This is a genomic window from Streptomyces cyaneochromogenes (assembly GCF_003963535.1).
Taxonomy (GTDB): Bacteria; Actinomycetota; Actinomycetes; order Streptomycetales; family Streptomycetaceae; genus Streptomyces; species Streptomyces shaanxiensis.
Genome location: NZ_CP034539.1, coordinates 4,735,562 through 4,748,277 on the forward strand (window position 1 = coordinate 4,735,562; position 12,716 = coordinate 4,748,277).

Sequence of the window (12,716 nt, forward strand, 5' to 3'; positions counted from 1 at the left end):
GCTGGGGCGTCGTCCGGACAGACGCTCCGTCATGTAGACGCCCGGGAGCCGCCCCCCGCTATCCCGCACGCCATGTCTCCGTAACCATTGGTTCAGACGGACTTGCGACGCTCAGCCAATGACCGCCGCCGTGCCAGCGCCTTCGCCGCCGCCGGAGGGAAACGCGAGGAACGGGGACGCCCGACATCTCCCCGCGACGCTCCCGCCCGCGCTTTCCGACGCGCCCATCGGCCTCGATGCGCGGAACAATGGGCATATGAGCCAGTCCACAAACTCCCAGGCCAACGTCCAGCACGCGCAGCCCTCCGTGGGCTCCATCGCGGCCCACCGCCCGCACACGGTCTCCGCGGTCGTCTCCGATCTGGAACCCGACCTCGACGCCGACCTCGACGCCTACGAGGAGTCACTCGTCGACGGGGTCCAGCTGCCCCAGGGCCGCTTCCTGGACCGGGAGCGCAGCTGGCTCGCGTTCAACGAGCGCGTCCTCGAACTCGCCGAGGACCCGAACACCCCGCTCCTGGAGCGGGCGAACTTCCTGGCGATCTTCGCCAGCAACCTGGACGAGTTCTTCATGGTCCGGGTGGCCGGACTGAAGCGCCGTATCGCCACCGGTGTCGCCACCCGGTCCGCGTCCGGCCTGCAGCCCCGCGAGGTCCTGGAGATGATCTGGGCCCGCTCCCGCGAGCTGATGGCGCGGCACGCCGCCTGCTACCACGAGGACGTCGCCCCCGCGCTCGCGGAGGAGGGCATCCACCTGGTCCGCTGGAACGAACTGCAGGAGAAGGAGCAGGCCCGCCTCTTCACCCTGTTCCGGCACCAGATCTTCCCGGTCCTGACCCCGCTGGCGGTCGACCCCGCGCACCCGTTCCCGTACATCTCCGGCCTGTCCCTGAACCTGGCCGTGCGCGTGCGCAACCCCGTCACCGGCACCCCGCACTTCGCCCGCGTCAAGGTGCCCCCGCTGCTCTCCCGCTTCCTGGAGGCCTCCCCCGGCCGGTACGTTCCGCTGGAGGACGTCATCGCCGCGCACCTGGAGGAGCTCTTCCCGGGCATGGAGGTGCTGGAGCACCACGCCTTCCGGGTCACCCGCAACGAGGACCTGGAGGTCGAGGAGGACGACGCCGAGAACCTGCTCCAGGCCCTGGAGAAGGAGCTCATGCGGCGCCGCTTCGGGCCGCCGGTGCGCCTGGAGGTCGAGGAGAACATCAACCAGGAGGTCCTGGACCTGCTGGTGCGCGAGCTGAAGATCAGCGAGGCCGAGGTCTACCCGCTGACCGGCCCGCTGGACCTCACCGGCCTCTTCCGCATCGCCTCCATCGACCGTCCCGAGCTGAAGTACCCGAAGTTCGTCGCGGGCACCCATCGCGATCTCGCCGAGGTCGAGTCGGCGTCCGCGCCGGACATCTTCGCCGCCCTGCGCAACCGGGACGTCCTCCTGCACCACCCGTACGACTCCTTCTCCACCTCCGTGCAGGCGTTCCTGGAGCAGGCGGCCGACGACCCGGACGTCCTCGCGATCAAGCAGACCCTGTACCGCACCTCCGGCGACTCCCCCATAGTCAACGCGCTCATCGACGCCGCCGAGGCCGGCAAGCAGGTTCTCGTGCTGGTCGAGATCAAGGCCCGCTTCGACGAGCACGCCAACATCAAGTGGGCGCGCAAGCTGGAGGAGGCCGGCTGCCATGTGGTCTACGGCCTCGTCGGCCTGAAGACCCACTGCAAGCTGTCGCTGGTGGTCCGCCAGGAGGGCGACACGCTACGGCGCTACAGCCACGTCGGCACCGGCAACTACCACCCGAAGACGGCCCGGCTCTACGAGGACCTGGGCCTGCTGACGGCCGACCCCCAGGTCGGCGCCGACCTGTCCGACCTGTTCAACCGTCTCTCCGGCTACTCGCGCCGGGAGACGTACCGGCGGCTGCTGGTCGCCCCCAAGTCCCTGCGCGACGGCCTGGTCTCGCGGATCAACAAGGAGGTCCAGCACCACCGTGCCGGGCGTCCCGCCCATGTCCGCATCAAGGTCAACTCGATCGTCGACGAGGCGCTCATCGACGCCTGCTACCGCGCGTCCCAGGCGGGCGTACCGGTCGACATCTGGGTCCGCGGCATCTGCGCGGTCCGCCCGGGTGTGGCGGGGCTGTCGGAGAACATCCGCGTCCGCTCCGTCCTCGGCCGTTTCCTCGAACACTCCCGGGTCTTCGGCTTCGGCAACGGCGGCGAGCCCGAGGTGTGGATCGGCAGCGCCGACATGATGCACCGCAACCTCGACCGACGTATCGAAGCCCTGGTCAGGGTCACCGACCCGGCCCACCGCGCCGCGCTCAACCGGCTCCTGGAGACCGGTATGTCCGACACCACCGCGTCCTGGCACCTCGGCCCGGAGGGCGAGTGGACGCGGCACGCGACGGACGCGGACGGCCAGCCACTGCGCAACGTCCAGGAGATGCTCATAGACGCCCGGAGGCGCCGGCGTGGCACAGCAACACCTTGATCCGACGGACCCCACGGCCGGCGCGGTGGCCGGGGACGCCCTCGCGGGCTACCTGCGCGCCCAGGCCACGGAGTTCCTCCGAGCCCTGCGCCTGCACCGGGAGACCGGGGGCGGCACGGGCAACGGTTCGAGCGGCTCGGAGGAGTGCGTCGACGCGGCCCGGGCCCTGCGCCGCTCGGCCCGCCGCATCAGCGCCAGCCTGCACACGTTCCGCCCGCTGCTGGACACCGACTGGTCGGAGTCCATCCGCCCGGAACTGGCCTGGCTCTCGGGAACCCTGGCCATGGAACACGCCTACGCGGCCCGCCTGGAACGCCTGCTGCTGGCCCTGCACCGCTTGTCGGGAGCAGCGGTCCTGCCGGCCCAGGCGGGCACGACCGACGTGGGCGGGGCGGGTGCGGGAGGCTCGGCCGGGGCGGTGGCGGGCAGCCGCCCCGACGTGACCGCGAGCACCCGCGCCGACGTGGCCGCGGGCAGTCGTGCCGCCGGGGCGGCGCCCGTCCCACCCAAAGCGGTACCCGGCGCCGCCGGCCCCTCGTCCCACCCGGCGCCCACCCCGGAACGCGGCAACCTCACAGTGGGCGCCGCCAAGGCAGGCGCCCTCCTCGACCGCCAGCTCACCCTCGCCCGCACCCGAGCGCACAGCACCGCCCTCCAGGCCCTCGGCTCCTCCCGCTTTCACGCCGTCGCCGACAACATCGCCGTACTGGCCAGCGAGGTCCCCCTGACCCCCGCCGCGACCACCGCCGACCTGCGCCCCCTCGCGGCCGCCGCCGAGGAGCGGCTCACCGACGCGGTCGCCGCGCTCCCCCTGGTGACCGCCGGCCACCCCTACAACGCCGAGGCCCTGATCCACGGCCTCTCCCCGGACCCGGCCCCGCATCCGCAGGACGCCCCCTGGCACCAGGTACGCCTGCTGCTGCGCCTGCACCGCTACGCCCGCGAGGTCCTCCACGGCGACGACTCCCCGGTGGACGTACGGCTGCTGGCGGCGGGGCAGGCCCTGAACCGGCACCGGGACGCCTCCGAGGCGGCGGCCGCCGCGGCCCAGGCGGCCCGCACCCCGCGGATCGCCCCGGCGACGGCGTACGCCCTCGGCGTGCTGCACGCCGACCAGCGGCACGAGGTGGAGGCGGCCCGTTTCGCGTTCCAGCAGTCCTGGCAGATGAAGACGGTGGGCGCGCCTCAGCGACCCTGAGGCCCGCCCTGGGAACCCCTGCACCACAGGTACTCCCGAAGGAGGCACTCTTCCGGTGACTCACCCGAACCAAGACCTCACCGTCCACGCGGCCGGCTGCGTCCTGTGGCGCCGTTCGCCGGTAGACGGTGAGGTGGAGATATGCCTGGTCCACCGACCGAAGTACGACGACTGGTCGCATCCCAAGGGCAAACTGAAACGCGGCGAGGACCCCCTCGAAGGCGCCCTGCGCGAGGTCGCCGAGGAGACCGGCCACCAGGCCGAGCCGGGCGCCGAACTGCCGACGCTGCGGTACATCGCCAACGACCGCCCCAAGGAGGTCCGGTACTGGGCGGCCGAGGCGGGCCCGGGCCGCTTCGCTCCCAACGCTGAGGTGGACCGCCTGCTGTGGCTCTCCCCCGCCGCCGCCCGGTGCCGTCTCAGCCAGCCGAGGGACCGCCCACTCGTGGACGCCCTACTGGAGTCGCTGCGGCCGGCCTAGTCCGAAGCAACCCGCACAAAGCGTCGGCATACACCCGTGTCCTCAACGTAAGCGTTCCGTTACCTCACCGCACCGTCCCCAGGGGTTCACCCCCCGTTCATTTACGGCCTTCGGCGCCTTCACCTGATCTGCCTAATTTCGGCCCTGCACGATGACGGACCGCGCCCCGGGGGGACGGGTTCGCATCACCCATTCTTCGCACGCCGCCGGAATTCAGGACGGCGGCTCCCGGAAGGAACACCCTCAGTGAAGCTTCAGCGCAAGAACCGGCGCGTCCTCGCTCTCGGCGCTCTCGCCGTCTCCGGCGCCCTGGCCCTCACGGCGTGCGGCTCCGACGAGACCGGCAACGGCGGCGGCGACGCCTCCTCCAGCACCGGCGCGAGCAACATCAAGTGTGACGACGCCTCGGGGCAGGTGCTCGCCGACGGCTCCTCCGCGCAGAAGAACGCCGTGGACGCGTGGGTCAAGCAGTTCTCGGCAGCCTGCAAGGTCGAGATCAACTACAAGGCCGGCGGTTCCGGTGCCGGTGTCACCGCGTTCACGCAGGGCCAGATCCCCTGGGCCGGTTCGGACTCGGCGCTGAAGCCCGAAGAGGTCGAGGCCTCCAAGAAGATCTGCTCCGGCGGCCAGGGCATCGACCTGCCGATGGTCGGCGGCCCGATCGCGCTCGGTTACAACGTCCCGGGTGTGGACAAGCTCGTCCTCGACGCCCCGACGATCGCCAAGATCTACAACGACAAGATCAAGAACTGGAACGACCCGGCGATCGCGAAGCTGAACCCCGACGCCAAGCTGCCCGACCTGAAGATCCAGGCCTTCCACCGGTCCGACGAGTCCGGCACCACGGACAACTTCACCAAGTACCTGATCGCCACCGCCAAGAGCGACTTCCCGTACGAGGGCGGCAAGGCCTGGCAGGCCAAGGGCGGCCAGTCCGCTCCGCAGTCCTCCGGTGTGGCCGCCCAGGTCAAGCAGACCGCCGGCGCGATCGGCTACTTCGAGCTGTCGTACGCCAAGGACGGCATCAAGACCGTCGCCATCGACACCGGTGCTGCCGCGCCGGTCGAGGCGAACGTCGAGAACGCCACCAAGGCCATCGCGGACGCCAAGGTCGTCGGCACCGGCAAGGACCTCGCCCTGGAGCTGAACTACGCCACCAAGGCCGAGGGCGCCTACCCGATGATCCTGGTGACGTACGAGATCGTCTGCGACAAGGGCAACAAGGCCGAGACCCTGCCCGCCGTCAAGGCGTTCCTGCGCTACGCGGCCTCCGAGGACGGTCAGAAGATCCTCGCCGAGAAGGACTACGCGCCCATGCCCGAGGACATCATCGCCAAGGTCCGCACCACCGTCGAATCCCTGAGCTGACCTGAGCGTGCGGTCCGGTCCCCCAGCGGGACCGGACCGCACCGTCCGGTGCACCGCCGCCAGGGGCCGCACACCACGTGCGGTTCCGCAGACCGGAGAACCCGATGGACACCACACACATAGCTGACGCACCTCCCCCCACTCCACAGCCGTCCGCGACCGAGCAGAAGCGCGCGGCCCGTGGTGCCACCCGACCCGGAGACCGGATCTTCCTCGGCCTCTCCCGTGGATCGGGCATTCTGCTGCTGGTGATCATGGCCGCGATCGCGGGCTTCCTCACCTACCGCGCCGCCCTCGCCATCAGCAAGGACGAGGGCAACTTCCTGACCACCTTCGAGTGGAACACCAGTGCCACCCCGCCGGTCTTCGGCATCGCGGTCCTGGCCTACGGCACGATCGTCTCCTCGATCATCGCCATGGTCATCGCGGTCCCGATCGCGGTCTCGATCGCCCTGTTCCTCACCCACTACGCCCCGCGCCGGCTGAGCGGCCCGATCGCCTATGTGATCGACCTGCTCGCCGCCGTGCCGTCCATCGTCTACGGCCTGTGGGGCGCCCTGATCCTGGTACCGCACCTGAACGGCCTGAACGGCTGGCTGAACGACTACCTCGGCTGGACGGGCATCTTCGAGTGGCAGGGCGGCGCCGCGCGCTCCATGCTCACCGTGGGCATCCTGCTCGCGATCATGATCCTGCCGATCATCACCAACGTGAGCCGCGAGGTCTTCCGCCAGGTCCCGCAGATCCACGAAGAGGCCGCCCTGGCCCTCGGCGCCACCCGCTGGGAAGTGATCCGCATGGCGGTCCTCCCCTTCGGCCGCTCCGGCGTGATCTCCGCCTCGATGCTCGGTCTCGGCCGCGCACTCGGAGAGACGATGGCCGTCGCCACCGTGCTCTCCCCGGACTTCCTGATCCACACCAGCCTGCTCGACCCGGGCGGCGGTACCTTCGCCCAGAACATCGCCAGCAAGTTCAGTGAGGCCACCGAGTTCGGCCGTGACGCGCTGATCGCCTCCGGTCTGGTCCTGTTCGTCATCACCCTGCTGGTCAACGGCGCGGCCCGCGCGATCATCGCCCGCCGCAAGGAGTACTCGGGGGCCAACGCATGAGCACCGCACCTTCCCTCGCCGGAAAGCGCCCCAGCACCCTACGCGGCGCCTCGCTGCCCAAGTGGGCCCCCTGGGCCATCGGCGCCGCATCCATCGCGCTCGGATTCGGCATCAGCACCGCCGCAGGTCTGGCCAGCGACATCCAGTGGGCGCTGATCGCAGCGCTCCTGTACGTCATCGGTACGTACGTCATCTCCGCCTGGATCGAGAACCGCCGCCAGGCCAAGGACCGCGTGGTCACCTCGATGGTGTGGGTCGCGTTCCTGCTCGCCGTGGTGCCGCTGGCCTCGCTGGTGTGGTCGACCGTCCAACGCGGCATCAAGGTCCTCGACGGCTACTTCCTGACCCACTCGATGGGCGTGGTCGCCGACTCGGAGCCGGGCGGCGGCATCTACCACGCCATTCTCGGCACTCTGGAGCAGGTCGGCCTCGCCACGCTGATCGCCGCGCCGATCGGCGTGCTCACCGCGATCTACCTGGTGGAGTACGGGCGCGGCAGCCTCGCTCGGGCCGTCACCTTCTTCGTCGACGTCATGACCGGCATCCCGTCGATCGTCGCCGGCCTGTTCATCCTCAGCATCATGCTGATGTTCGAGATGGAGCCCTTCGGCTTCGCCGGCTCACTCGCTCTCGCGATCCTGATGATGCCGGTCGTCGTCCGTTCCACCGAGGAGATGCTCAAGCTCGTCCCGAACGAGCTGCGCGAGGCCTCCCTGGCGCTCGGCGTGCCGAAGTGGCGCACCATCATGAAGGTGGTCCTGCCGACCTCGCTCGGCGGCATCATCACCGGCATCATGCTGTCCATCGCCCGTATCGCCGGTGAGACCGCGCCCGTGCTGCTGCTGGTGTTCGGCAGCAAGTTCATCAACTCGAACCCCTTCGACGGTGCGCAGGCGTCGCTCCCGCTGTACATCTACCAGCAGTACGGATCGGGCGAGGCTCCGGCTTACGACCGTGCGTGGGCGGCGTCGCTGACGCTGATCGCCTTCGTGATGATCCTCAACATGGTGGCCCGCGGCATCGCCCGCTGGAAGGCCCCCAAGACGGGCCGCTGACGCGGCCGATCAGCGACCCGATTCCCCCCTGAAAGAAGCAGTGATTTCCATGGCCAAGCGTATTGATGTCAGCGGCCTCAACGCCTACTACGGCTCCTTCCTGGCCATCGAGGACATCTCGATGACCGTCGAGCCGCGCTCCGTGACGGCCTTCATCGGCCCGTCCGGCTGCGGCAAGTCCACGTTCCTGCGCACCCTCAACCGGATGCACGAGGTCACGCCGGGCGGCCGGGTCGAGGGCAAGGTCATGCTCGACGACGAGAACCTGTACGGCGCCGGAATCGACCCCGTGGCCGTGCGCCGCGAGGTCGGCATGGTCTTCCAGCGCCCGAACCCCTTCCCCACGATGTCCGTCTACGACAACGTCGCGGCCGGCCTGAAGCTGAACGGCTCGTACAAGAAGTCGCAGCTGGACGACATCGTCGAGAAGTCCCTCAAGGGCGCCAACCTCTGGAACGAGGTCAAGGACCGCCTGAACAAGCCGGGCTCCGGTCTCTCCGGCGGCCAGCAGCAGCGTCTGTGCATCGCCCGCGCGATCGCGGTGGAACCGAAGGTCCTCCTCATGGACGAGCCCTGCTCGGCCCTGGACCCGATCTCCACCCTCGCCATCGAGGACCTGATCGGCGAGCTCAAGGAGCGCTTCACGATCGTCATCGTGACGCACAACATGCAGCAGGCGGCCCGTGTCTCCGACCGCACCGCCTTCTTCAACCTGGCGGCCGTCGGCCAGCCCGGCAAGCTGATCGAGATCGACGACACGGAGCGCATCTTCTCCAACCCGTCGGTCCAGGCCACGGAGGACTACATCTCTGGCCGCTTCGGGTGACCCACCCGGCCACATGAACCCCTCGCGGTGCTGCATGGCGGTGCCACCGCGAGGCAGATAAAGGGCCCGCCCCCTGGCTCCCGGGGGGCGGGCCCGTGTCTGTCGGCGGTGCGGGGATCGGGGCAGCGCTGAAGCTCATGGCCCCACCCGCCCCCGTCACCTCTGGACGCCGATGCCGGCATTTCAGCCTGTCCGGCGTTTGAGGACGAGGCCCTTCGGGCCGATGCGGGGGTCTGGGGGCGGCAGCCCCCAGGGACGGGACGGGTAGGGGCGGCGGGGGCGAGGAAAACCCGTGGCGCGCCGGCCGCAGCGACCCGTCGCCTACAGAAACGCCAGGTTCACGACCCCGAACGCCCCCGCAGCCACCAGCGCCGCCGCGGGCATCGTGATGAACCACCCGAGAACGATGTTCTTGGCCACGCCCCACCGCACGGCGTTCACCCGCTTCGTCGCCCCGACACCCATGATCGCCGAGGTGATGACATGCGTCGTGGAGATCGGCGCCTTGAAGAGAAAGGCGGTGGTGAACATGATCGAAGCCCCGGTCGTCTCCGCGGCGAACCCCTGCGGCGGATCCAACTCAATGATCTTCCGCCCCAACGTCCGCATGATCCGCCACCCGCCGGCATACGTCCCCAGCGACAGCATCACGGCGCACACGATCTTCACCCACACCGGAATGGGATCGCCGTAGTCCTCGACATCGGCGATGACCAGCGCCATCACCACGATGCCCATGGTCTTCTGCGCGTCCTGCAGACCATGCCCGAGCGCCATCCCGGCCGCCGACACGGTCTGCGCGATCCGGAACCCCCGCTTGGCCTTGTGCGGATTGGCCCGCCGGAAGATCCACATGATCGCCGTCATCACGAGATAGCCCGCGCACAGCCCGACGATGGGCGACACGAACATCGGGATGACGACCTTCTCCAGCACCCCGCTCCAGTACACCGTCGTCCCTCCGGCGAGCGCCGCCCCCACCATGCCGCCGAACAGCGCGTGCGAGGAAGAGGAGGGAAGCCCGAAGTACCAGGTGACGAGGTTCCAGGTGATCGCGCCCACCAGGGCCGCGAACAGAATCCCCATCCCCTTCGAGCCCTCGGGTGTCTGAATCAGGCCCTCACTGACGGTCTTGGCGACGCCGGACCCCAGAAAGGCACCGCCCAGATTCATCACCGCGGCCATCGCCAGCGCGGCACGCGGCGTGAGCGCCCGCGTCGACACGGACGTGGCGATCGCGTTCGCGGAGTCGTGGAAGCCGTTGGTGTACGTGAAGAAGAGCGCGACCCCGATGGTCGCGACCAGCGCGAAGGTGTCCATGGGCGGGTCTCAGGACTCCTTGACGGCGATGGTCTCCACCGTGTTCGCCACGTGCTCGAAGGCGTCGGCCGCTTCCTCCAGCACATCAACGATCTGCTTGAGCTTCAGCACCTCGATGGCGTCGTACTTGCCGTTGAAGAGGTGGGCGAGGAGCTTGCGGTGTATCTGGTCGGCCTGGTTCTCGAGGCGGTTGACCTCGATCCAGTACTCGGTGAGGTTGTCCATCGTGCGCAGGTTCGGCATTGCCTCGGCCGTGAGCTCCGCGGCCCGCGCCAGCACCTCGATCTGCTGCTCGACGCCCTTGGGCAGTTCCTCGACGTTGTAGAGGACGACCAGGTCGACGGCCTCCTCCATGAAGTCCATGATGTCGTCGAGGGAGGATGCGAGGGAGTAGATGTCCTCACGGTCGAACGGCGTGATGAACGAGGAGTTCAGCTGGTGGAAGATCGCGTGTGTGGCATCGTCACCCGCGTGTTCCGCGGCCCGCATACGTTCGGCGATCTCGGCCCGGCCGGCGTTGTCCGCCCCGAGCAGTTCCATCAGGAGCTTCGAGCCCGTGACGATGTTGTCCGCGGATGCGGCGAACATGTCGTAGAAGCTCGTCTCCCGGGGGGTCAGACGAAATCGCACGTGGGGTCCTCAGAGAGCATCGGTTTCGGTCAGGCTGATGCTAGGCGCATCATCCGGCCACGGCTAATGGGCCGTCCTCCAGTGTCGCCCATCAGGCACAGTGGTCGGCACGGGGGCTGCCCAGTGGTCCAGTCCAACGGCCGTTCGCGGCATCGGCCACAGGCCCTATACCCAGCAAAGTTCGGTACGATATACCCAGTAGGGGTATATGAAGCGGTTTACGTCTGGAGGACGCGATGACGACCACCGAGGCCGGCGCGGGTGCGCCCTCCGCAGCAGACCGGACCGCGGAAACGAACGTCACGGACGCGGCGGATGTCGCGAACGTCACGGAGGTCGTGACGGACCACGACCGGGGCATCCACGGCTACCACAAACAGAAGGACGAACACCTCAAGCGCCTGCGCCGCATCGAGGGCCAGATCCGCGGCCTGCAGCGGATGGTCGACGAGGACGTCTACTGCATCGACATACTCACGCAGGTGTCCGCCTCCACCAAGGCCCTGCAGTCCTTCGCCCTCCAGCTGCTGGAGGAACACCTCCGGCACTGCGTCGCCGACGCGGCCCTCAAGGGCGGTGCGGAGATCGACGCGAAGGTGGAGGAGGCGACGAAGGCGATCGGACGACTGCTGCGAACCTGACGGCTGCCGCCGCTGCGGGGGAGCTCACTCGCCCTCCGTACCCCGCTCCTCCGCGACTCTCAGCACCTCATCGATGCTTTCCAGACTCAGCCGGTCCTCACGGGCGGCCGAGGCCGCGATGATCAGCTCTCCGCACAGCTCGATCTCGGCGAGGGCCACGTAGTCCTGAACTGCCGTACCGCCGACCGGAGCCACGTGCATCACCTCGTCTCTGCCGTTACCGACTTCCTAGAGTAGGGAGCGGCCTACACACCGCGCATGGCACGGACGGGCTAGTTCTTGACGCCCGTCACGCACGCATACGCCCACCTCACTCCTCGGCGATCTTCCCCGCGTAGATGTCCTCGCGTTCCGGAAGGCGTACGTCGACAGGCGCCCCGAAGTCATAGAGCAAGGTCGTGGAAGCCACGGCAACGGCACCACCGCTCGGCTGGCCGTTGACGAAACTGAACCGATGCCGGACCTTCCGGATCCGGCCGTCGTCGTCGAGATACACATCGAACGGCACCTCGTCCGTGGCGAACCCTTTCGCCGCTGCCGCCAGCGCTTCCTTGTTCCCGTCGGACGCCTCCTGGGCGGCGGCACCGAGATCAGCGGTCCCCCGGTAATGCCGCACGGCGGTACCCGCGACCTCCTTGTCCCCCACATACGTCGCCGTCCGCGCCCCGCGCAGCACCTCGGCGGCGGCGAACGGATCGGTGGCGCCGCCGGTGACCAGATTCCCGTCCGAGAGCGACCGCGTATCGACCCGCACCCACTTGTCGGCGGGCACACCCGCGCCCCGGTTCTTCATGAACAGCGCCCCGGGAGCGAGGAGTTCCATGATCGGCCGATGCGCGGTCGCACCGGCGGGATCCTGGGGCAACAGCACCTTCAACTGCCCCAGCTGCTTGCGGAAGTCGTACACACCCTCACCGCGGATGGTGACGCGGGTGCCGCCGGTGGCCATCTCCATGGACGTACGGGCCTTGGAACTCCGGGCCCCGACGAGCGCGTCGGCAGCGCGCCGCACGACCTCCACGGCGTCCCGCCCACGCGAATCCTCCGCGGCCGCCCCGCTCCCCGCGCACCCGCTGCCCGCCAGACAGACACACAGGACCCCGGCCGCGACGCCGGCCCCTTGCCTCCGCCTGTGCTGCTGCCGCTCCGTCATCGCCTGCCTACCCCCAGCCGGTACGTCCGTCACGGGCCCCCTGTCGTTCCGGTTAACGACGAGTAGGTGCCCCCGTCACGCCGCCCGAGGGCGTTGCGCTTACTTGCCTTGGGTAACGTTGCTGACGTGGCGCAGCAGGACGGACCGACGTCCCCCCGAAAACATCGCGGCCCCGACGAACACCGCACGACGACGGTGGAAAAGGGCCCTTTCTGCACAGCCCGCTGCACCTGCGGCTGGCGGGGCCCGGCGAGACGCGCACGCAGCGCGGCGCGGGCCGACGCCGAGGGACACGTGGGGGGCTGACGGCCCCGTGAGCGCCGGGGAACGTTCACCGAGCACCTTCATCCCCGCGGCCCGCCGAGGGGACTCCGTTTCCGGCCCAGGTGTTCCAGCCCGTCTGGGGGTCCCCCCTCTGGGGGAGTTTGAGGACCAGGCCGGCCC

The 12,716-nt window shown here is 69.2% G+C and carries 13 protein-coding genes; 9 read left to right on the top strand and 4 right to left on the bottom strand.

The features are described 5' to 3' along the window. The first annotated feature begins 118 nt into the window (after positions 1-118). From EJ357_RS21395 to pstB, 7 genes are all read left to right on the top strand, one after another. On the top strand, positions 119-2,491 hold the full coding sequence (locus EJ357_RS21395; protein WP_175647466.1) for an RNA degradosome polyphosphate kinase: 2,373 nt from the start codon (positions 119-121) through the stop codon (positions 2,489-2,491). Beyond that, entirely contained in the window at positions 2,472-3,689 is a 1,218-nt protein-coding gene (locus tag EJ357_RS21400; protein ID WP_126393211.1) for a CHAD domain-containing protein, read from the top strand. Before EJ357_RS21395 ends, EJ357_RS21400 begins: the two co-directional genes overlap by 20 nt. A gap of 55 nt (positions 3,690-3,744) precedes the next feature. Beyond that, a complete protein-coding gene (locus EJ357_RS21405; protein ID WP_126393212.1) occupies positions 3,745-4,170 on the top strand; it encodes an NUDIX hydrolase in 426 nt (141 codons plus the stop codon). A 246-nt stretch (positions 4,171-4,416) separates the two neighbouring features. Next, positions 4,417-5,538, top strand: coding sequence for a phosphate ABC transporter substrate-binding protein PstS (gene pstS, locus EJ357_RS21410; RefSeq protein WP_126393213.1), 1,122 nt, complete (start codon positions 4,417-4,419; stop codon positions 5,536-5,538). 104 nt (positions 5,539-5,642) lie between these two features. Next, positions 5,643-6,647: a phosphate ABC transporter permease subunit PstC gene (pstC, locus tag EJ357_RS21415; protein ID WP_126393214.1), complete on the top strand. Its 1,005-nt coding sequence runs from the start codon at positions 5,643-5,645 to the stop codon at positions 6,645-6,647. Then, on the top strand, positions 6,644-7,702 hold the full coding sequence (pstA, locus tag EJ357_RS21420; RefSeq protein ID WP_126393215.1) for a phosphate ABC transporter permease PstA: 1,059 nt from the start codon (positions 6,644-6,646) through the stop codon (positions 7,700-7,702). The genes pstC and pstA overlap by 4 nt, the downstream gene beginning before the upstream one ends. Positions 7,703-7,751: 49 nt before the next feature. Further along, positions 7,752-8,528 carry a phosphate ABC transporter ATP-binding protein PstB gene (pstB, locus tag EJ357_RS21425; protein ID WP_126393216.1) on the top strand — a complete coding sequence of 259 codons (777 nt, stop codon included), beginning with the start codon at positions 7,752-7,754 and terminating at the stop codon, positions 8,526-8,528. A gap of 321 nt (positions 8,529-8,849) precedes the next feature. On the opposite strand, the gene EJ357_RS21435 is transcribed toward pstB, so the two are convergent. Further along, entirely contained in the window at positions 8,850-9,848 is a 999-nt protein-coding gene (locus tag EJ357_RS21435; RefSeq protein ID WP_126393218.1) for an inorganic phosphate transporter, read from the bottom strand. Between the two features lie 9 nt (positions 9,849-9,857). Continuing rightward, entirely contained in the window at positions 9,858-10,478 is a 621-nt protein-coding gene (locus EJ357_RS21440; RefSeq protein WP_031479208.1) for a DUF47 domain-containing protein, read from the bottom strand. A 236-nt stretch (positions 10,479-10,714) separates the two neighbouring features. On the opposite strand from EJ357_RS21440, the gene EJ357_RS21445 reads away from it, so the two are divergent. Then, positions 10,715-11,119, top strand: a complete 405-nt coding sequence (locus EJ357_RS21445) for a metal-sensitive transcriptional regulator (RefSeq protein ID WP_126393219.1) — start codon at positions 10,715-10,717, stop codon at positions 11,117-11,119. 24 nt (positions 11,120-11,143) lie between these two features. Here the strand turns inward: EJ357_RS21445 and EJ357_RS48360 are convergent, their stop codons facing one another. Beyond that, positions 11,144-11,320: a hypothetical protein gene (locus tag EJ357_RS48360; RefSeq protein WP_175647467.1), complete on the bottom strand. Its 177-nt coding sequence runs from the start codon at positions 11,318-11,320 to the stop codon at positions 11,144-11,146. A 109-nt stretch (positions 11,321-11,429) separates the two neighbouring features. Beyond that, positions 11,430-12,272, bottom strand: coding sequence for a hypothetical protein (locus EJ357_RS21450; RefSeq protein WP_126393220.1), 843 nt, complete (start codon positions 12,270-12,272; stop codon positions 11,430-11,432). Positions 12,273-12,398: 126 nt separating this feature from the next. Between EJ357_RS21450 and EJ357_RS49420 the strand changes: the two genes are divergently transcribed. Continuing rightward, the gene (locus tag EJ357_RS49420) at positions 12,399-12,578 is read left to right on the top strand and encodes a hypothetical protein (protein WP_126393221.1); all 180 of its coding nucleotides are present in this window, start codon (positions 12,399-12,401) and stop codon (positions 12,576-12,578) included. Positions 12,579-12,716: the final 138 nt, after the last annotated feature.